The sequence below is a fragment of the Paenibacillus sp. NPDC057967 genome (genome assembly GCF_042887015.1).
GTDB lineage: Bacteria > Bacillota > Bacilli > Paenibacillales > Paenibacillaceae > Pristimantibacillus.
The window spans coordinates 127733-148446 of sequence record NZ_JBHVQB010000009.1 but is presented as its reverse complement, the minus strand read 5'-3'; the positions used below and the strand labels follow the sequence as shown (position 1 = coordinate 148446).

Here is a 20714-nt window from a genome sequence, read left to right as displayed (position 1 = left end):
GATTTGACACCATCATAGCATGGGGAGGCAGATAATAGAAAACAGGCGTGATGATAAGTCTCACGGTTGCGAAGAATAACAATCTCCACTACAATTCTTTATTAATGCGCGCTGCGCATGTAATCATGATAAGAAATCCGCCGGGAAAGGAGAGCTTGCGCGTGTCGATTCGCTTCAGACTGCTCTTGTCGTTCACATCGGTCGTCGTCATCTCTGTTATCTTGTTCGTGCTTGCCGCTTATCTGCTATCAGTAGCGGTGACTGGCGATTTCCGCAGTATCAGCAGTTTTTACAAGATCCATCTATCGCTCCACCCTCTCTCTGAGGAGGAGGAGAATTTATTTCTCGACATGAAATATTTGGCCAAGCATGATCCGGCCCAGCTCAAAAACCGGCAAATACTCGAAGAATATGATTATCAGCTGAAAATGGTACAGGCGATGCTGGTCGTTCGGGAGAACGATAAGATCCTCTATGCCGCTCCCAAGCTCAAAGATGTCAATCTGGACGAGGTATTGCCGCCTTACGATATGTATAACAACACCATTCGTCATACCATGAATGCGGGCAATCATTTTTTCTCGTATGCGAAGTTTGATTTCTATTTCTCTGCGGAGACCGATGAGAAGGGCAGCATCTTTGTCCTGCGGGAGAGAAGCCCCTTTGCCGAGATGATTCGCACCTTGCTTCCCTTGTTAATATTCGTCTTTGTTGCGATTTTATTATTAACCGGCTTTCTGCTCTACCGTTATGTGACCCGGAAGATTGTCCATCCGCTGGACCAGCTCCGCAAGTCAGCCGAGCATATCAAAGACGGCGACTTGACCTATGAGCTTAAGGCTTCCTCTCGCGATGAAGTGGGACAACTGGTCCAAACCTTCGACCAAATGCGAGATAAACTGTATCAGTCGATTCAGCTGCAGCTCCACTACGAGGACAACCGCAAGCAGCTCCTCTCGAATATATCGCATGATCTTCGTACGCCGATCACGACGATTAAGGGTTATGCCGAGGGCATCCGGGACGGCGTGACACATACGCCGGAGAAGCTGAACCAATACGTGGAGGCTATTCACACGAGAGCGACTGATATGGAACGGCTAGTTGATGAGCTTCTCTTCTACTCCAAGCTTGATCTGAACAAGGAGCCCTTCTCGTTCGAGCAAGTGGAGCTGAGTCCGTTCCTCCATCGCATTGTGAGCGAACTGTCAATCGAACTCGACAACCAATCCGTGGAGGTTCGCTGGGAGGAGGAGCCGCAGGCGCTGTTCGTCCTCGCTGACCGCGAGAAGCTGAAGCGCGTCCTGATGAACCTGCTTGATAATGCCCTGAAGTACATGAATCAGCATCCTAAGCAATTGACGATCGGCATCAAGCGTCAGGAGGATCAAGTCTTAATCTGCATCTCGGATAACGGCCCTGGCATTCATCCGGACTCTCTCCCCCATATCTTTGAGCGGTTCTACCGGGAGGAGCCGTCGCGAAGCCCATCCGTGCGCGGCAGCGGACTGGGGCTTGCGATTGCGAGACAGATTGTCGAAGGACATGGCGGTGAAATTTGGGCAAGCAGCGAGCCCGGACAAGGCGCAACCATCTGTTTTACACTAAAAAACTTTGTAGATCGTCGGTGATAACAGTGAAGCAAATCTTAATCATTGAAGATGACCCTTATATTGCGGAGCTGCAAAAGGACTACTTCCTGCTGCATGACTTCGGTGTGGATGTGTGGCATGATGGTCGCGAAGGCGCGGAGCAGGCGCTCAAAGGAAGCTATGATCTGATCATTCTCGATCTTCAGCTGCCGGGCATGGACGGCTTCGAGATCTGCCGGATGATCCGGGGGCAGCTGGATGTGCCGATTCTGATCGTATCCGCGAAGAAAGAGGATATCGATAAAATCCGGGGCTTCGGCCTCGGTGCGGACGATTTCGTCACGAAGCCCTTCAGCCCGAACGAGCTTGTCGCCCGTGCAAAGGCGCATCTGGCGCGATATGAACGGTTCACAGGCGGACAGAAAGCCGCGAATACAGACCGTATCGATATTCGGGAGCTGTCCATCCACAAGTCGTCGCACCGGGTTTTCGTGCATGGCAAGGAAGTAGCACTCACCGCCAAGGAATTCGAAGTACTGCTATTCATGGCTTCGAATCCGAACCGGGTGTTTAATAAAGATGAGCTGTTCGAGCGGATCTGGGGTTTGGAATCGAGCGGCGACATCGCTACGGTGACGGTTCATATCTCCAGAATCCGAGAGAAAATCGAGGCCGATCCGTCCAATCCGCAGTTCATCGATACAGTCTGGGGTGCTGGCTATCGCTTCACAATCTGATGGTCAGATAGTCGACTTTGCAAAAAGTTATCCTTCCGTTTAGAAATTGTTTATACTTTCTTATCTGCCGATTTAGAGTGGTCGCTTAAGATGAATATAAGCCACACACCACTATTAACGGAGAGGAAGATAAGCAATGAAAACGATCAATCAGAAAGCGGCAATCGTCGCTCTATCAGCACTTATAGGCGGGGGCGCATTGCTTCCGTTCACGGCAAAGGCGGCATCACTGGCGCCGGTAGCCAATATTCAGCAATCCGCAATCACAAATTTCAACCAGCAAGCCGAGCAAGCCATCCAGCAATTAATTAACCAAGGCGTGCTTAGAGGCTATGCCGACGGCAGCATGAGAGCCGAGAAGCAAGTAACCAATGCCGAGATGATGAAGATGATTCTGCTTGCGCTGAATCCTGATCAAGGCAAAGCCGCACAGCAATTGGAAGGCAAGCAAGATCACTGGTACACCTCGTATCTGGAAGCTGCTGCAACTAGCGGACTTGTAGAAAGCACAGACGCTTTGCAGCCGAACGCACCGGCAGCAAGCTCCGATATCTCGGCGATCATCGCCAAAGCACTGCAACGTGATACCAAGTCCATTCAACATTGGATGGAACAACTCGGTGCCGGAGAGCAAGGTCTGACTCGCGGACAAGCCGCTCAACTGCTTGTATTGTCCGAGAAGGCGATTCGTTCTGAAGCCGCCGAGATCGTATCCATCAGATCGCTGAACAAAATTACACTGGAAGTGACGTTCTCCGCACCGCTTACGCTGGAGGATGAGACGACTGTTGCAGCCAATGCCAACTTTGCCTTCAACCATGATCTGAAGCTCGTCAATCAGCCGCGCCTGAAGACGGGATCGATCGCCACTTACATCGTTCCGGTACAGACGATGACACCGGGTACGACATATACAACAAACTACAAAGGCCAGCATACGCATAGTGTGCAAGCTAGCGATGAGATGATCCAGCTTCAGAACGTCCGCCAGGTAACGGCTGATACGTTCGAGGTAGACTCCTTCCGCGCGGACGGTGTCGTTGACTATGGCTATCTCATCTCCGCTTATGCGGGTGGCCGCGGTGCCAATGCGATCGTCGTGGATGAGAACAACAAGTGGAATGGACAGCCTATGCAAATCATTTCGTCCCTGGCGACTAGACAAGCTACGCTGACACCTGAAGGTGGAGAGCCGATTACAGTAAGCTATGTCGGCTTTACACAATCGACCGATGGCAAGCAAGAGCCGAAGTTCCGTCTGCCAGCTGGCACTACACTTCAGCCTGGCGTAAAATATACCGTGACAGCGGACTGGTTCGAGCTGAAAAACAACACGTTCACAGCTGAGGCTATGTCCCCGCTCCAGATCGCTTCTGCTACGAAGGTCGATGCGACTACGCTGAATGTGACGCTGACAGCGGACCCTGGCGATGAGCTGTTCGGTTACCGCTCGGTTCAATTGAAGGGCTCTGACGGCACGACGCTGACTGCTCAATACAAAGTACAAACCCGCAAAGGCGCAGTTGGCGTATTCGAACTGCAGAATGAAGGCAAGCTTGCTGAAGGCGTTACGTATGAAGTAACTCCTGTCGGCAGCTGGGCAACGGCAACTGACGTAACTCTGCAATCGTAAATCAACGTTAATCTTGAAAGAAAGGATGGGACATGTTGCGAATAAGCGTCTTAATCCTGCTAGCCCTTACCCTGATTGTCTCAGGCTGCCAGAGCAACCGCGACTCTCAGACAGAAGGCCAGCCGCAATCCTCCCAGACGGTGAATGATATGGGAAACCTTGATCAGAATCAGGCATTATGGACCGCAGTCACAGAAGGGGATCAGGAAGCGGTGCTCCGGTTTCTGGATGAAGGGGCCGATCCGAATGCTGTCGATGCGAAAGGACGAACTTCCGCCATGATCGCCGTCCATTCGAATCAATTGGATGTATTCACCCTTCTCGCCGAGCATGGCGCGGATATCAATACTCGGGACCAGCGTTCTGATAACCCGCTTCTCTACGCCGGAGCGGAAGGGCTGCTCCCGTTCGTCCGGGCAGCCATAACGGCAGGAGCGGATACGACACTGACCAACCGTTTTGGCGGCACGGCCCTTATCCCCGCCGCTGACCGGGGTCATGTCGAGATCGTGGAGGAGCTGCTGACGACCTCTGACGTAAACATTGATCATGTGAACAATCTAGGCTGGACCGCTCTGCTGGAGGCCATCATATTAGGCGACGGAGGCGAGCGGCACCAGCGGATCGTCAATCTGCTGATTGAACACGGAGCCGATGTCAACCTCGGCGATTCCGCAGGCGTCACCCCGCTCCAGCATGCGAAGAAGCACGGCTATCAAGAGATGATTAAGAGCTTGGAGCAAGCTGGAGCAAGGTAATCGAGCTGTTAATCACAAAAGGGCTGTTCCGCAGATCATCTGCTGGAACAGCCCTTCTGGCATTTTGGTCTATTCACAAGTAAACTTTAAAACGGTGTCTTTGATCTGTTGCTCATACGTAAATCCAGGGTCCTGCAAGTGTATATTTTCCAGAATGAAGCCTTTTGCCCCAGTTGCGTTAATTGTGTTGTTTTCCTCGACGAAAGCGACCGGTGAATTGACAGCATACCCATCGAGACGGATCAGCCAAGCCGAAGCACCTTCCTCATACTCAAAGAAGTCAGTCAAGTAAGCTGTGGCGCCAATCCACTTCTCCCCGCCTTCTCCTCGAACGAAGTCTTCACATAGATAGTATTTTAACTGAGCTTCTGCCGCAGCAATCATCTTGTCTTTGCGTGGAGAAGATCCGTAGTTCGGCTTACGGGCCTTCTCGATCGAAATCGGAAATTGAGCCACGGACTCCCACTTCCCTTGCGGCCAACTCGTTTCCCCTTCGCTCACTTGTCCGTCTCCGTATACAATGTCCACTTTCTGCTTTAACACGATCAGCCAATCCGCCTTATTCGTGTGGGCATACACCGTCTCCTCTCCTGCTTCATCGGCATACACTCGAACGTCTACATCAATTGTTTGACCAATGAAAGGCTCAAAGCTCTTTTCACTAACGGTTCCGTAGATGTGATCCGGACTTGTCCACATTCGATAGTTGGCATATTCGATAACTGCATTTTTTATCGAATCAACGGTGTAACCATCGGGAAGAGTGGCCCTATCCAATTCAACTTGTGGTGTAGAGTCCTCTTCCTGAATAATCTCATTAATAATATGCTGATGCTTATCTGCAACATCTGGCGAGTTGCTAACAGCTTCATTATTCCGCATGATATTCTCCCAATTCGAACGGATATCATCCGATGAAGACCCCACCCCTAATCGGATGTGATCAAGTTCGCCTATCATTTGTGCGATTACAGCTATGCCTTCAACCTGAGTATCGGTTAATTGAACGTACTGCCCGTGCTCATCCTCCGCCAAAGGAAGATCCTGTGTATTAAATTGTGAGAAGTACTGAGCATAATCCCGCAGCATATCGATCAAGCGATTCGTTCCAATACTGCTAACATCCCGGTAAGAATTCAGCGTCCCGTACAGGATCACCATTTCCATATAAGTCATGCTTAATTGTTGAAAATGCTCACGGAGTCGAAAATCATTAGCGTATAACTTTTTTTCATCCACGGCTTTCGCCAAGGTTTGCTGAATCTCTCCAATTTTGCTATACTGTTGAAGATTGGAATCCATTGCAACTTGGTAGATGGCAAAATCCATTTTTTTGTTTTTATTGAATTGAAACAAATTCAGGATAACGGATAAAAAAAGTAACGCCGTTAAGATGAATATTAAACCCGTTCTGTATCGGTGCATTCAATCACTCCTTCACCTATTCTAATATAAAAAAATAACGGCGGCTTCTCAGCCACCGTCTTCACTCTAAGTACTTTATATAGAAACACGTCAGAGACTGGTTATGTTGCAAGTAATTCTTATACCTGCAACAAAGATCAACAGAATTAGCTACACTATTTTTACCTCTTCCGTCCCCTTCACCATTTTCACAACGATGAACAATGCCACAAGAACGAGCAGCGCTGCTAAAGCATAACTCGTGTAAGCAACCTCCGGGTAAGCCTGCTGCTTGATGCCAATCGCAATGAACGCCCAAATAAACACGAGCATGCTGGCGACATCTCTATACCATAATCCCATTGCCAAAGCGACAACCGTCGCGATGCCCAACATAATAATCGCCCACATTGTATCCGCAAGGCCGAATCCGTCCCAACCGCCGGCAGAGAGCGCAACTGCCACGTTCACAATCGTCGCGACACAAATCCATCCCAGATAGATGCTGAACGGCAGCCGAACCGACCATCTTTCCGCTTGTCTTGCGGGCTGTGTACGGTTGATGTTGCCATACACGATACCTAACGTGATCAGCAAAGCGAACATCATAAACACGCTGCTTGTCAGTTGCTCATAATGCCACAGCAACAGCCATCCGATATTAAACAAACAAGATAAAAAGAAAAATACGCCAATCGCCGATACCCTGCTGCTGGCTCTCCCGTCCTTCGTAAAGCCATAGATGACGAACAGGAACAACAGCATATAGATGATGGACCATATGGAAAAAGCGTAACCGGCAGGCGTCACCAGCACCGGATGCTGGCCCGATATCTCCCCGGTCGTTTTGCCGCCAATGGGCAGCTTGTTGGCTAAGAAATTGACTATAATCATGCCGACAAAACCGATCAAATTAAGCCACGCATATATCCGCTTCATAGGCAGCCTCCAATGTTTTATATCCCATCCTGTGCCGGGACTTGTACAGCCCTTGTAATGGGTATGTTATGCCTTTACCCGAATGGTTATGTTTTAAACATGGAGACGGCTATGACAATCGATGAACCTCTTATCCAACCCGTACTTTTCTCACAAAATAATTCAATCGCTCCGTGCACAGAATCATCGCTACAGCGAACAAAATGATGAACATCGGGAAGATACCGATTGTAGAGTTAGACGCAAGCAGCCCGAGTAATGGCGGTACGAGGGTGCTGCCTGTATAGGCCGCCGCCATCTGATAGCCGATAATGGACGGCGCATGACCTTTGCCGAATCGTGCCGGTGTCTCGTGCAGCATGCACGGGAAGATTGGCGCCAGTCCTAGTCCGATGATCATCAATCCAGCTAGTGAAACGATGGATGGAAGCGGCAGGATCAAGAGCACAGTGCCAGCCAAAGCAACCCATTGACCGTATCGAATCAGCATACGGTTGTTCACTTTAAATGTAATGAACCCAGTCAGCATCCGGCCGACCGTAATCCCTACATAAAATAAAGATACCCACTGAGCGGCAGTAGCCGCAGGCAAATCCTTGATATTAACCAAGAAGCTGCTTCCCCACAAGCCTACGCTGGCTTCGACGCCGCTGTAAAACACGAAAGTAAGCAGAGCCAGGTTAACGCCTCTTACACGCCAAGACTTAACCGTGCCAGGAGCATGAGCCGTCTCTTCCTTACGCTGATCCGGCGTCTCATGATCGCTCTGTACCACCTTGCTGCTCTTCGCCACCTTATCCCATAATGGAAGTGTGACGAACAGAATGATCACCAGTAGGAATTGAATGCCGGCAACGGCAAGGTACCCTTGTCTCCACAGATTATCGCCTGCCATGAACGACGCCATAATAATTGGTCCAAGCGATGCGCCGACACCCCAGAAGCAGTGCAGCCAGCTCATATGATGGGCTTTGTAGTGGGCAGCGACATAGCTGTTCAGCCCCGCATCGACAGAGCCCGCCCCCAGACCCAGCGGAATCGCGAACAGGACAAGCCAGATCAAGGAAGGCGACCATGAGAATCCGACCAAAGCTCCTGCTGTCAGAATACAGCTGACCAGTGTCACTTTCCCTGTGCCGAACAGTCTCAGTACTGTTCCGCTCAATAAACTGGATACAATCGTATTGGCTGCGATAACCATAGATAGTACGCCCGCAGTGCCTAATGACGCGTTCATATCCAGTCTCATGACAGGCCAAGCCGACCCCAGCATGGAGTCCGGCAGTCCCAGACTAATAAATGCCAAATAAATGATAATTAAGAAGAACGTTGCCATGATGATATCTGTGCTCCTTCTTGTTGGTTACGTATGGGTGTTGCATGAAAGCAGCAAGTCGAGTCCAAGCCGCTGCAATCCGTATAGATAATCCTGCTTCCAATCGCTTGCCGCCAGCTCAGGAAGATGCTCCTTCGGAACATATACTGCGCTTCTCTCTGCAATCTGATGGAGTATGGATGAGTTCACTTCTTCTTTCCCGAATATAATCGCATGAGGATTCAAGATGGCGGTTATCGAAGCAACAATACGACCAATCGCATCCGTTCGTTCCTCCGACTCCTCCGCACTGCCACCTCCGCTCTTGACGCTTGTTAATGCCTGGTGAAAGTTTTGACGATCATATTGCGGTATAAAGGATATTTCGCCTGAAAAAAACGACTTCCCGCGCACAATCTCCCCGCCAACGATAATCCCTGCACCGGGACCATTTTGCCCTAGATAAATGTAAGCCAACGACGTCTTATCCTGCATCTTGCTATAGGCCTGGTAGCCGAGGACAGCAGCATTCATATCGTTCTCGACGACAACGGGTATCGACAGACGTTCCTCGATGTATTGCTTCAAGTCTATTCCATGATAGTTCTTATAGTCGGGGATAAGAAAGATTTTGCCGTTATTCACCGCTCCTGGCACGCCAATCGATACGGCTTGTATGGCCGGATAAGCATGCTTGATCGTCTCAATCAGCTTCGTTAAGCAAGGCACCTCTTCCCCAAGCAGACTGCCCGCGTGGCCATCATCGATTCGATCACCGGAAGCATTGAATATGATATAGTTCGTTTCGTGACGCTCCAGAAAAATAGCAAGACCCATCTGGTAATTAGGGTTATAGGCGTACCTTTGTGCCCGCCGCCCCCCGCTGGACTCATCCAGTCCAAGCAAGGAAACCTCCCCTGTCTTCTCCATCTGCAGCAGAAACTTGCTGACCGTAGGGAAGCTGATGTTCAGTGCCCCGCTCAGCTCCGCTTTTGTAGCGCTGCCCAGCTCGAGCAACACCGATCGAATGCCCCGGATGATGGCTAGCTTCGTATCCTGCGATGAAGGGATTTCATTCACCATTCTCACCTGCCTCGAAGTCGAAATACTTTTTAAATGCGTTTAATAAGCCATCATGATCATAGCAGGTATCCTTTATTTGAACAATACGATTCTTGCAGGATGCCAAAAAAACAAAAAACCTGACCAAAATCGGTCAGGTTTCAAGCCGGTTAGTCAGGCAAATTGCCTGATCTGGTTTTTACTCGGTACGGAATCGTGCTTGCGCCGATCTCGCCACCTGCAGCGCCAATACGATGAGCACCAGTGCCATGACGGGATGAAACGCGCCTGCCGCTGGCATATTCGCTGTAAAATATTGAAGATAGATGAGCAAGAACAACGCCAGGCTCATCCATTTGAGCCGTTTGGGAAGCTGGGCCGGGAAGGCAAACAGTAGCATCAAGAGCGGTACATAGCCAAAAATATGGACAAAGATTTCATGCTGTCTCCAATGTTCAGCATCATAGAATACAGCCATTCCAGCTGTAAACGTCTGCAAACCAATACAGGCCACTAATCCCCAAGCAAATACGATAAATAGGATTCTGAACAGCCTGATACGCCCGTTTGATTGTATGACATCTCCCATGAGCAAATTCTCTCCTTTTCTAGGCTCTTCGTTTCTCATGACGCTTTCCTCGGCTTCCAAATGCTTGTGAAAATAAGGGCGACAACTGCGCAAATAATGGGCAGGATAATCGGCAAATATTTGACCCCGACTGCTTTCCCGAATAATAAAAATCCAAGGAGACCGATCAGCTCGGATAATATGAACCCTCCGACAAAACCTCCAACTATAGCGATAAGCACGGTGACTGCTTTATTTTTCATCAACTTCTCAATCCTCCCTTCTGTGTCGTCAATCTTGACCCTGATGTCATCCTATCAACAAGATGTTGTGAACTTATGACGAAGTGTTACGGTTCGCATGAATTTTCGCCGGAGGCTGAAATTATGGGATATACTGATGGGGAGTATGACTGAAAGAAGGAAGGTGCAAGCGATTGACGCATACATTGCTGCTGGTTGATGACGAGGCTGGGGTTATCGATTTTATGAGGTCGTTCTTGCAACAGGAAGGTTATCACATCGTGACCGCGAATACCGGAATCGATGCGCTGAATAAAGCCAAGGAGGCTAATCCATCGCTCGTGGTGCTCGATTGGATGCTCCCAGGCATGAATGGAATAGATGTATGCCGTGAGCTACTCAAAATCGGAGCGATGGGCATTATTATGGTCACAGCCCGAACGGAGGAAAGCGACAAAATTAACGGGCTAGAGGTCGGCGCCGATGACTATCTGACGAAGCCCTTCTCGCTGCGCGAGCTGGCTGCGCGAATCCGCTCCGTCCTGCGGCGAATGGACGGCAATGCTATGGCGCCCCAGACGATGGAGCGCGGCGAGCTGACGCTGTCCGAAGCGCAATGCCGCGTATGGAAGCGCGATGAAGAAACTCCGCTGACGCCTACTGAATTCAAGATGCTGCTCACCTTGGCGGCCAAGCCGGGAATTGTCTATAGCAGGCTGCAGCTTCTGCAAGCGGCGCTTGAGGACGATATACTGAACGATGAACGAACGGTAGACGCCCACATTAGCCGTATCCGCAAAAAAATCGAGGACGATCCCGCTAATCCCCTATATGTTCAAACGGTGTATGGCTTTGGGTATCGGTTCGGCGGCGGCAAATGACGGTTACCCGCAAAATATTTCTCGCTATCGTGTCGTTCGTCGTCTGTCTGGCTGCGATATTCGTATTCCTGACGTACTTCGTCATTAAGGAGTCTTTTGAGGTGATGGCTGGCCAGGCCAGAGGGGAACTCATGGAGGAGCTGTCCGAGCAGTTCACCCGCTATTACAATCAGCATGGGCATTCATGGGACGGCATTCAGCAATTCAAGCCAGATGACGCTAGTTGGCGCCATTACCCGGAAGCAAGCATTGTATTGCTGTCCAAGGACCGCCGGGAACTGTACGCCACAGGAACAGCCAATCCTCAGATGATCGCTAATTTAGGGTTGAAAGAAGTGCTGCGTGCCGATGGCCAAGTCATCGGACACTTGAGGTACTATGATTCTGAGGTAGCCGGGCTATCCAAGCTGCGCCTAGGCATTCCGATATCAGTAACCTTTCTCTTGCTGGTGTCGACGATTATCTTTGTTCTTATTTCGCTTCTTATTGCCTATTGGGTTGCCAGACGAATTACAGCCCCGCTTCGAGGGCTGATTCCAGCGATCGATCGGCTAGGTCAGGGAGAGCTAGGGACGCAAGCACCTGTCCTCTCGAAGGATGAGTATGGCAAGGTTGCTGTCGCCTTCAACTCCATGTCCTCGCAATTGCAGCGCAACGAAGATGTGCGGCGCAATCTGGTGGCCGATGTCGCCCATGAGCTGCGCACGCCGCTGACGATTGTGCGCGGCAAGCTGGACGCGCTTCAGCAATCGGGCTCTTCCATCGAGCCGGAAAATCTGCTGCCGCTTCAAGACGAGCTGATCCGGCTGTCGCGGCTCGTTGATGATCTCCATCTCCTGTCGCTCGCGGAAGCCCGCAAGCTTCCGCTAGAGAAGAAACCTGCGGATATAGCTGATCTCGTACAGCGAGTGATGCTGCATGTGGAACCGGCTGCCGTGGAAAAGCGCATCGACCTGACGATGGAGAATCTTGCAAGCAGACAAGAAATGGAGCTTGATGCCAACCGCATGACCCAAGTGCTGCTCAACTTGCTGGTCAATGCGATACGCTATACGCCAGAGGACGGATCTATCCGGGTTGTGCTGGAAGATCGGCGTGAGGGGGATCGCTCTTTCCTGCGAATTGCGGTCTCCGACACTGGAGTCGGGATGGAGCCCGAACAGGTGGAACATATCTTCAACCGATTCTACCGGACGGATGAAGCCCGCGCACGCAACAGTGGCGGCATGGGGCTTGGACTTGCTATAGCCAAGGAATTCGTTGTTGCCCATCATGGTATACTTGAAGTATCGAGTACACTGGGGCAAGGAACGGTATTTACCGTTGAGCTTCCTTATTAGGGGTTCCATTAAACGCGAAGAAACCGACCCTTTTGAGGTCGGTTTTGTATATTTAATCGTGTGTCAGATTTGGGTCAGCACTCTTTGCGCAGCTTCATATAGCGCTTCAGCCGTCTTAACGCCCGCTGCTTGTTCAATCGCAGCAATTCGAAGCGTGACGGATAAAGCTGTGTCCACCATTGATCGCTGTCCGTCTCGTCCCATCTTTGGGCCAAATGAATGATCGGGCAATGCATAATTTCCTTCTCATACAGTTGAATTTCACTCTCCGTATCCATAATCATTTTCTCCACAAAATAACGCTTCAGCGTTCGATTATGGACATAATAAATGAACTCATAATCGCACCGCTCCACCTCTAAGATGTCCTCGTCCCCACATCTGCGGCAATAGCGCGGCGCATCTGGCCAGCCATGCTGAATCGAAACGAACACTTCATAGGATTCATTGCTATCGGAATGATAAAACAACGCTTTTGCCGGAATACCGCGTAAAAGAAGATCCATGGCTATCCCCTCATTTATTTCATATGAACAAATCAATTATATAACTTATGAGTTTAGTTATCAATAACTTAACCAATAATGAGCTTATAAATGATCTTTCTTTTACCTACCCTCAAATTATTGAGGTGAAATAAGCCAATGGAAACACTTAAGAAATTTATCGGAAATCGCATTCGCACCATTCGCAAACAACGAGGCTTAACCCAAGAAGAACTGGCCGAAAAAGCGGATATGATGTATCAGTATATAAGCGGTGTTGAGCGTGGAGCGCGCAATATCTCGATTGATTCCCTGGAAAAAATCCTAATGGCGCTCGAAGTGGATTTTGTTAAGTTCTTCCCTTTCGAGAATGCAGAGGATCAACCCATTGAGGATAACGAAATGAATAAAGAATACATTTTAACCGCACATAAAGAATTTTTGCGGAATAAGTCTGTAGAGGATATTAGAGCGATTCATCGGATATCTGAGGAAATATTAAAGGCGTTCGGACGTACATGAAAGCAGCGCCGCGTACCTGCAAAGGTAATGCGGCGCTGCTTTGTTGTTTTCAACCCCGTTCGTGGTTGGCATGAAAGGGCCCTTCCCCATTTGTGGCCTTTCCTTTTAGCCATTCATCACGGCCGTCGATCATTTCGTTCATCAGCCCCGCGCCAAGCTTAAAGCCATAGATAAATGATGCCGACATCTCCATGTCCCCGATCTGTGATCGCAGCGACAGCAATTGTTCGAGTTGCCGAAATTGTTCAGCCGATAGACGCTCCTGCCACTGGTTCATGCTGTCCGCGATTTGATTGCACACTTCACGGTATTTAGCTCCCCGTACACTGATTTGTTCAAAAGGCAACAGTTCCCCCTCGTACAGCATTTCCAACAAGCTCTTCAAAGCGCATCCCCTCCCTGTGATGGGTCCCTCCTCACGCAAGTTCTGAGTTCTTTCATATCTCAAAAAAATGCTAACCCTAAGACGAGTATAATGCAGTGTTTCATTCAATATTTACTTTCAGTGTGTTTTACACTGAAAGTATTATAGGTATGTATAGCCCCTGGTATTTTTCAAACAACGACTTGTAATTCGATCAATGCTGTAACGGAAATGAGCGACCTTAATCGGGCATATTGTCGTGAATTTTCATTCTAACGGAAATGGATGACGCTATTTAGCGATAAATCCAGTAAAATCGCGGTTTTGGTGCAAATAAGGTCGCTTGTTTCCGTTTAAACTTCAAAATCGCGTTTTGGAAGGAAATAAGAGCTGTCACTTCCGTTGCGTTGACATCAGCGCATCAGGGCATCCGCACATCCGAACTTCCAAAAAGCAAAAATGATAACTTCGAGTAATAGCTAAGCCCGAAAGTGAGACACCCGGCAGATGAGTACCAGGCATCATTGAATTAGCTGTCAATGTTCATTGAACTCTGGTTCAATTAATTTCTTAATTTGTGTCACCGCTTTAGTTCGTCTATAATACTGGATTTCAATTTCTTGTTGTAATTTCAGTTCTTTAATCTCTTTAACAAATTCTTTATGCGCCCTAAATTTCTTCACTTTACCATTTTCCATTAAAACTCCAACAGTATATACTTTCTTTTCAACTAATTTTCCCCTTATAGTTACATAATCCTGTTTGACTAAATCAAGACTAGTCATTGTTAATATAATCAAAAAAATCGGCAGTGGAATAATCTGTATTAAAATTATCCAGGTAGGTATTTGCACTTTTTTGCGCAATAACATTCGAAAACAATCCATTTAAAGAAACAAATATACATATTACTGAGAGAAGTAGTGATGACTTAAGTAATTTTATAGTCTTTGATTTCATTGTTGTTATTGTCCTTTCATTATTTGTGGTATTTCATCTAACATCTTATTTACGAACATCTTAATTAAATCTATGCAGAAAGTATTCGTGAAATTATTTTGCTATCCTGCCTATCAACGTAATGTGACATTACCGGCCCAATACCTTTATTTTCTTTTGACATCAATCATCCATTTAGAATTTTCAAATTTGATATGGAGGCATCTTGGAGGTGTTTTTGTATTGGCAGCACGAGTGAGTTTACCCTGACGGAACAGCTAATTGAATATACCGATTGCTTAAAGCTGCAAAGCCCATTACGATACCTATAAGGACACTCGTCCATCTGTACGCCGCATGAAGCATCCACCCAATAAACGTTTCACGGAAATATTTATAAATACACGCATTCTGTCCCATACTTAGGTCTATCAACTTAAGAGACGACTTCATCTTACTGATTCTTTCAGGAAGGGAGATCAGACCATGGAAAAGGAATTTACATTGACGCAAAAGCTGTTGACCCTGCTCGATTCGGAATATCGCTGGTTTACTCTGGCCGAAATTGAAGAGCAGCTTGGCGTATCGGACAAAACGATCCGTAAAATTATTGACGAAACCATACAGGAGCTTCCTCCTTCGATTCATATTGAGATTTCCCGCGGGAAAGGCGTCATTCTTCATTATGAGAAACGAAATGTCGCGATTGGCGAAGTCATCTCATCCATGTACAGGCAGAGAACCTTATATCAGCTGCTCGATTTGCTGTTCGCCGAGGGGGGCCAAAGCTCACTGGAAGAGCTGGCCGACAAGCTGTATATGAGCTCTTCCTCGCTGAAAAAGCTGATTATTCGGCTCAACAATCATGAATTGAAACGATATCATCTCCGCATCGCGTATTCCATGCCCGAGGTCAAAGGCAATGAAATGAATATCCGTTATTTTTATTGGAAGCTGTATCACGATGCTTATGAATTTTCCGGCTGGCCGTTCCCCAGCATGGATCAGGCTCAAATCCACGAATACATCACGACAATCGAGTCGGAGAATGATATCGTGTATTTCCTCAATGCCAAGCGGAGCTTGTCCTTTCTGGCAGCCATCATTATGACGAGGGTACTGCAGGGCAAATATGCAGACGTTCCGAGGGGGCAATACGACTGGGAGAACAGCATGCTCCACTCATCTGTTACCGCATTGGCCCGTGCGCTTGAGCAGAGGTACTCCATTCATTTGCCGATGGACGAAATCCGGTTCCTTCAAGCCATGTTCAGCTTGGGCCAATACAACTATTATGATAATGCGAAAGTCAGCACGATGATCGCGATGGAGAAAACCAGTCTCGTGCAGATCCAAGAGGAAAAATATCAAATTGTTAATCATTTTCTCATGCTTGCGCTCAACGCTTTCCCTGCCATTGATATGAATGACCGGTTCATCTGGGAAGTCGGGGAATTCTTTGAGAAGCTGCGGCTGGAAAATGTGCTGCCCGATATGATCGCGATCTCGACAAGCAACTTGACCGATTATGTCCAAAAAGTATGCAGTCCCATGTACCAACGCGTAAAGAGCTGCATGCAGGAGTGGAGTCAGCGGTATCCCGATATTCTGTATAATGACTATCATCTGACGAAGCTGACGTTATTAATCATCTCCAGCTTGCGCTACAAAAGCAAAAGAGCTTTCCTGCTGATCGGCGGGGAATTCTCCATCCGCCATTACGTAGCTAAGCTCATCAAAAATGAAATCGGTGACGAGCTGATCATCAACACCTCCATTATGGAGGGACTTACCGATGAAATCATTCAGAAGCACGGCATTGATTTTGTCATCAGCACCTTCCCCGTTGAGCTGAATAGCGTTCCCGTGGTCATCATTTCAACGATACCGACCAAGCGGGATCTGGAGAATATCCGCAAGGAGTTAATGCAGCCATGAGACCTCATGGTTGCATTTTTCCGTTAAGCTCCGTAACTTTCTGGTCTTGGTTCTCCCGCTGATTATTACTATGATGGAGACAGCAAGATAATAAAGCGCTTTCTTAAGAAGGAGGCCAGCAGGAGGAGCATCATGAGTATACATTTGGGAGCAAAATTGGGAGATATCGCAGAACGTGTGCTGCTGCCCGGCGATCCGCTTCGGGCAAAGTTTGTAGCAGAGAACTTTTTGGAGAATGTCCATTGCTACAACGAAGTGAGAGGCATGTATGGGTATACCGGGCTTTATAAAGGGGTTCCGGTGTCGGTCCAAGGCACGGGAATGGGCAACCCTACGATGAGTATTTATGCGACAGAGCTGATTCAGGATTACGGTGTCAAAAAGCTGATCCGTATCGGTACATGCGGCGCCATGCAAAAGGAGCTTCAGGTCCGCGATATCGTGCTGGCCCAAGCCGTATCTTCAGACAGCAATATGATGGAGAAAATATTTTATGGCTGCAATTACGCTCCTACAGCCGACTATGGGATGTTAAGCAAGGCCCATCAACTGGCTCAGGAGAAAAGCGTCAATGTCTTTGTCGGCAATATATATAATTCGGATGAATTCTACCGAGAAACGCTGGATCGTCTTCATAAATTCATGGATTTCGGTGTGCTCGCGGTCGAGATGGAAAGTGCGGCGCTGTACACGCTGGCCGCTAAGTATGGTGTGAAGGCCCTGTCCATCTTAACGGTAGGCAGCCATCTGCTGACCAATGAACGCTCCTCTCATCAACAAAGCGAGAAGTCGTTCCATGACATGGTGGAAGTGGCGCTCCATACGATCTTAGCTGACGAATAGTCTTGAAGAGGATGTTCAAAAAGCCAACTTTTTGAACAAGCACTTTTAATGGTTTTCTTTTATGCCAAATATGCTCCTAGGGGGAAAAAGCGATGGGAATCAAACGCGGACTGAAATATGATTTTTCATTGTTGGCCATTTTATTAATTCCGATCGGTATCGCAATCAACTTTGTCGGTGCGCAAATTGTGCTCCTGCTCAAGCTGCCGATCTTCCTGAACACCATCGGAACGATTCTGACCGCTATGATTGGCGGTCCTTGGGTTGGTATGATTACGGGCGCAAGCACCAATCTCGTAGTCGGAATAACGAACCCGGTCTCGTTCGCATTTACACCTGTACAAATGGCCGTCGGTCTGGTAGTCGGCGTACTGGCCATGAAAGGGATGTATACGAAGCTGTGGAAAGTCATCCTGGCTTCATTAGTCGTCGTACTGACCGTACTGATCGTTGCATCTCCGATCCAGGTGCTGATGTTCGGCGGTGCAACCGGCAACTCCTCAGATGCCTTGGTCGCTACATTCCTGGCTTCCGGACAACAGATATGGACAGCCGTATTCTCAACCAAAATTGTATTGGAAAGCGTCGATAAAATTCTCACCAATCTCATTGCCTTTGCCATTGTGATGAAGATGTCCCCGAGATACTTGTCCAAGCTGAATTACGGCGCGATATTCATCAAAAAGAAATGACGTATAGCCAGTAATGGTTGCGCTCTTTAGAAGGAGGGGTTCTTGTGAATAATGAACGGTCCATGTTAAGCCGTCTTTATCCAACAACCAAGTTTTTCATTACCATCGCTTTATGTTTGGCCGCCTTTATCGTACCCGGCTACGGGTTCAGCTACGCCGTTCTGCCGATCTGCATGGTGCTGGCCTACTTTGCCGGCAGCTTCAAGGAATTTTCCAATCTGGCGGTCAAGGCACTGCTCATGATTGTTGTGTTCATCTTTATTCTGCAATGCTTCTTCTATCCCGGCAAAGACATTATGTGGAGCTGGAGCATCTTCTCCATCAAGCGGGAAGGTCTGGAGTTTGCCCTGTTCCTGACATCCAAAATCGTGGCGGTAGCATCGGCGTTCATTCTGTTCTTCCGCATCACCAAGGTCAAGGACTTGGTCTATTCTCTGGAACAAGTCGGCCTGCCGTCCAAAGTAACTTATGTGATCTTGTCCACGCTACAGCTTATTCCGGAGATGAAAAAGCTAACCCATGTCATCATGGATGCGCAAAAAACGAGAGGCGTCGAAACCGAAGGCAAGCTGTTTGTCCGCATGAAGGCTTTCATACCAACGCTTAGTCCGCTTATTCTCGGATCGGTGGCAAGCACGGAGGAACGGGTATTAACGCTGGAATCGAGAGCTTTCTCAGCCAAAGTGAAGAAAAGCAGCATCTACAAGCTGGAGAAAACAAAGGCTGACCGGCTGGTTCAAATTCTGCTGCTTGTCCTGCTTGTTATTCTAATCGTCTGGAGAGTTGCGCTATGAGTATTATAACGATCAAGAATTTATCCTACCAATACCCCATTAGCGAGACTGATGCGCTTAAAGACGTGAATGTAACGATCGAGAAAGGCAAGCTGTATGCGCTGGTTGGCGCCAACGGAGGCGGAAAAACAACCCTGTGCAACGTTATCCGCGGGTTTATCCCCCATTTCTACAAAGGGGATCTGCGCGGCGAGATGCTGATTGAGGGCAAAGATATCCGCGAGTGGGAATTGGGCGAGCTTTCGCAAAAAATCGGCTATGTGTTCCAGAATCCTTTTACCCAAATTAGCGGCGTGAAGGATAACGTGTTCGAAGAGATCGCATTTGGCCTCGAAAATCTGGGCATGGAGCCCGAGCTTATCCGTGAGAAGGTGGCTCAGGTTATTGAGATGCTGGGAATCGGCTATTTGCGGGACAAAAACCCGTTTGAGCTCTCCGGCGGCCAGAAGCAGCGGGTTGCCCTCGCTTCCATTATCGTCATGGAGCCGGATGTGCTGGTCATTGACGAGCCGACCTCCCAGCTTGATCCGAAGGGCACGGAAGAAGTATTCAAGATTATTGAGCTGATGAAGAAGAAAGGAAAAACGATCATTCTCGTCGAGCACAAAATCGAACTGATTGCCGAATATGCCGATTACGTCATCCTGCTGAACGAGGGTGAAGTGGTGATGCAAGGGAACACGAAAGAGATTCTTACCGATGAGCGCGCCCTTTCATTCGGGGCCGCCATCCCTCAATATTCGATGTTCGGCTTGGAAATGCGCAAGCGCGGAATGGATCTCGGTACGATACCGTTAACAGAAAAAGAAGCGATTGAAGCCGTAAAGGCATGGATGAAGAAGGGGGTAAAAGCATGAGCTTCCTCACTTTGACGAACGTATCCTTTGCCTATCCGAACGGGTATAAAGCAGTGGATGGAGTCAACATGACCTTCAATAAAGGCGAGTCGGTTGCCATTGTAGGCCAGAACGGCGCGGGTAAAACAACGACGGTCAAGATGATGAACGGGCTGCTGAAGCCTTCCGAAGGTGACGTCGTCATTGATGGCTGGAATACGCGGGATTATACGACCGCGCAAATATCGAGAAAAGTCGGCTATGTGTTCCAGAACCCGGATGACCAAATCTTTCATAACGATGTGTATAGCGAGATTGAATTCGGCCCCCGCAAGCTGGGTCTGCCAGAGGACCAGGTCAAAGCGAATGTCATGAAAGCGGCGGAGCTGGCAGGTGTCGTTCCATACCTTAAGGACAATCCCTACAACTTGCCTTACTCCATGCGCAAATTCGTCACGATTGCCTCCGTCATTGCGATGGATTCCAGTGTCATCATTCTGGATGAACCGACAGCAGGCCAGGATATTCCGGCTATGGAGCGGCTGTCTCATCTCATTGAGACCTTAAAAGAAGAAGGTAAAACCATTATCACGATTACGCATGATATGGAATTTGTCGTGAACAACTTCCAGCGGGTCATCGTCATGGCGAACCGCCAGGTCATTGCGGATGACGACAAGAGGGCCATCTTCTGGAATCTGGATGTATTGGAGCAGGCGATGCTGAAGCAGCCGCATATTAGCAAACTCTGCTACTCCCTGGGTATCGGCAGCAACATCCTGGCGATACCGGAGCTTGCGGACGAGCTTGCCAAGCATAAGTGAGGGAAT

General features: G+C 48.6%; 22 protein-coding genes. 13 read left to right on the top strand and 9 right to left on the bottom strand.

Annotated elements, in window-relative coordinates; genetic code table 11:
* Positions 1-161: 161 nt before the first annotated feature.
* The 4 genes from ACFVSO_RS22810 (at position 162) to ACFVSO_RS22795 (ending at position 4720) form a co-directional block, all read left to right on the top strand.
* Positions 162-1631, top strand: coding sequence for a sensor histidine kinase (locus ACFVSO_RS22810; RefSeq protein WP_387477938.1), 1470 nt, complete (start codon positions 162-164; stop codon positions 1629-1631).
* Between the two features lie 5 nt (positions 1632-1636).
* Positions 1637-2329, top strand: coding sequence for a response regulator transcription factor (locus ACFVSO_RS22805; RefSeq protein WP_387477935.1), 693 nt, complete (start codon positions 1637-1639; stop codon positions 2327-2329).
* 136 nt (positions 2330-2465) lie between these two features.
* Positions 2466-3962, top strand: a complete 1497-nt coding sequence (locus ACFVSO_RS22800; RefSeq protein WP_387477933.1) for an S-layer homology domain-containing protein — start codon at positions 2466-2468, stop codon at positions 3960-3962.
* A gap of 32 nt (positions 3963-3994) precedes the next feature.
* On the top strand, positions 3995-4720 hold the full coding sequence (locus ACFVSO_RS22795) for an ankyrin repeat domain-containing protein (RefSeq protein WP_387477931.1): 726 nt from the start codon (positions 3995-3997) through the stop codon (positions 4718-4720).
* A 69-nt stretch (positions 4721-4789) separates the two neighbouring features.
* On the opposite strand, the gene ACFVSO_RS22790 is transcribed toward ACFVSO_RS22795, so the two are convergent.
* The 6 genes from ACFVSO_RS22790 to ACFVSO_RS22765 all read right to left on the bottom strand — a co-directional run bounded on the left by ACFVSO_RS22790 (position 4790) and on the right by ACFVSO_RS22765 (position 10271).
* A complete protein-coding gene (locus tag ACFVSO_RS22790; RefSeq protein ID WP_387477929.1) occupies positions 4790-6145 on the bottom strand; it encodes a hypothetical protein in 1356 nt (451 codons plus the stop codon).
* Between the two features lie 150 nt (positions 6146-6295).
* A complete protein-coding gene (locus ACFVSO_RS22785) occupies positions 6296-7063 on the bottom strand; it encodes a tryptophan-rich sensory protein (RefSeq protein WP_387477926.1) in 768 nt (255 codons plus the stop codon).
* A gap of 130 nt (positions 7064-7193) precedes the next feature.
* Positions 7194-8399, bottom strand: a complete 1206-nt coding sequence (locus ACFVSO_RS22780; protein WP_387477923.1) for an MFS transporter — start codon at positions 8397-8399, stop codon at positions 7194-7196.
* 27 nt (positions 8400-8426) lie between these two features.
* Positions 8427-9461, bottom strand: coding sequence for an ROK family transcriptional regulator (locus tag ACFVSO_RS22775; protein ID WP_387477920.1), 1035 nt, complete (start codon positions 9459-9461; stop codon positions 8427-8429).
* 178 nt (positions 9462-9639) lie between these two features.
* Entirely contained in the window at positions 9640-10029 is a 390-nt protein-coding gene (locus tag ACFVSO_RS22770) for a DUF6220 domain-containing protein (RefSeq protein WP_387477917.1), read from the bottom strand.
* A gap of 35 nt (positions 10030-10064) precedes the next feature.
* Entirely contained in the window at positions 10065-10271 is a 207-nt protein-coding gene (locus ACFVSO_RS22765; RefSeq protein WP_387478408.1) for a DUF5957 family protein, read from the bottom strand.
* 173 nt (positions 10272-10444) lie between these two features.
* Between ACFVSO_RS22765 and ACFVSO_RS22760 the strand changes: the two genes are divergently transcribed.
* Together ACFVSO_RS22760 and ACFVSO_RS22755 are read left to right on the top strand one after the other, a co-directional pair.
* On the top strand, positions 10445-11131 hold the full coding sequence (locus ACFVSO_RS22760; protein ID WP_387477914.1) for a response regulator transcription factor: 687 nt from the start codon (positions 10445-10447) through the stop codon (positions 11129-11131).
* Positions 11128-12471: a sensor histidine kinase gene (locus ACFVSO_RS22755; RefSeq protein WP_387477911.1), complete on the top strand. Its 1344-nt coding sequence runs from the start codon at positions 11128-11130 to the stop codon at positions 12469-12471. The genes ACFVSO_RS22760 and ACFVSO_RS22755 overlap by 4 nt, the downstream gene beginning before the upstream one ends.
* A gap of 74 nt (positions 12472-12545) precedes the next feature.
* On the opposite strand, the gene ACFVSO_RS22750 is transcribed toward ACFVSO_RS22755, so the two are convergent.
* On the bottom strand, positions 12546-12977 hold the full coding sequence (locus ACFVSO_RS22750) for a hypothetical protein (RefSeq protein WP_387477908.1): 432 nt from the start codon (positions 12975-12977) through the stop codon (positions 12546-12548).
* Positions 12978-13115: 138 nt separating this feature from the next.
* Between ACFVSO_RS22750 and ACFVSO_RS22745 the strand changes: the two genes are divergently transcribed.
* On the top strand, positions 13116-13478 hold the full coding sequence (locus ACFVSO_RS22745; protein WP_387477905.1) for a helix-turn-helix domain-containing protein: 363 nt from the start codon (positions 13116-13118) through the stop codon (positions 13476-13478).
* 49 nt (positions 13479-13527) lie between these two features.
* Here ACFVSO_RS22745 and ACFVSO_RS22740 read toward each other — a convergent pair whose 3' ends face one another.
* Together ACFVSO_RS22740 and ACFVSO_RS22735 are read right to left on the bottom strand one after the other, a co-directional pair.
* Entirely contained in the window at positions 13528-13863 is a 336-nt protein-coding gene (locus ACFVSO_RS22740; RefSeq protein WP_387477902.1) for a DUF6809 family protein, read from the bottom strand.
* A 515-nt stretch (positions 13864-14378) separates the two neighbouring features.
* The gene (locus ACFVSO_RS22735; RefSeq protein WP_387477899.1) at positions 14379-14714 is read right to left on the bottom strand and encodes a hypothetical protein; all 336 of its coding nucleotides are present in this window, start codon (positions 14712-14714) and stop codon (positions 14379-14381) included.
* A gap of 553 nt (positions 14715-15267) precedes the next feature.
* Between ACFVSO_RS22735 and ACFVSO_RS22730 the strand changes: the two genes are divergently transcribed.
* The 6 genes from ACFVSO_RS22730 (at position 15268) to ACFVSO_RS22705 (ending at position 20708) form a co-directional block, all read left to right on the top strand.
* Positions 15268-16719 carry an AcpB/EbpR/MafR family transcriptional regulator gene (locus ACFVSO_RS22730; RefSeq protein ID WP_387477896.1) on the top strand — a complete coding sequence of 484 codons (1452 nt, stop codon included), beginning with the start codon at positions 15268-15270 and terminating at the stop codon, positions 16717-16719.
* 132 nt (positions 16720-16851) lie between these two features.
* Entirely contained in the window at positions 16852-17562 is a 711-nt protein-coding gene (gene deoD / locus ACFVSO_RS22725; RefSeq protein ID WP_387477893.1) for a purine-nucleoside phosphorylase, read from the top strand.
* A 92-nt stretch (positions 17563-17654) separates the two neighbouring features.
* Positions 17655-18254 carry an ECF transporter S component gene (locus ACFVSO_RS22720; protein WP_387477890.1) on the top strand — a complete coding sequence of 200 codons (600 nt, stop codon included), beginning with the start codon at positions 17655-17657 and terminating at the stop codon, positions 18252-18254.
* Positions 18255-18298: 44 nt separating this feature from the next.
* Positions 18299-19048 (top strand): energy-coupling factor transporter transmembrane component T, encoded by a 750-nt coding sequence (locus ACFVSO_RS22715; RefSeq protein ID WP_387477887.1) that lies wholly within the window; start codon positions 18299-18301, stop codon positions 19046-19048.
* A complete protein-coding gene (locus ACFVSO_RS22710) occupies positions 19045-19905 on the top strand; it encodes an energy-coupling factor ABC transporter ATP-binding protein (protein ID WP_387477884.1) in 861 nt (286 codons plus the stop codon). The genes ACFVSO_RS22715 and ACFVSO_RS22710 overlap by 4 nt, the downstream gene beginning before the upstream one ends.
* Positions 19902-20708, top strand: a complete 807-nt coding sequence (locus ACFVSO_RS22705) for an energy-coupling factor ABC transporter ATP-binding protein (RefSeq protein ID WP_387477882.1) — start codon at positions 19902-19904, stop codon at positions 20706-20708. The genes ACFVSO_RS22710 and ACFVSO_RS22705 overlap by 4 nt, the downstream gene beginning before the upstream one ends.
* The last annotated feature ends 6 nt before the right edge of the window (positions 20709-20714 follow it).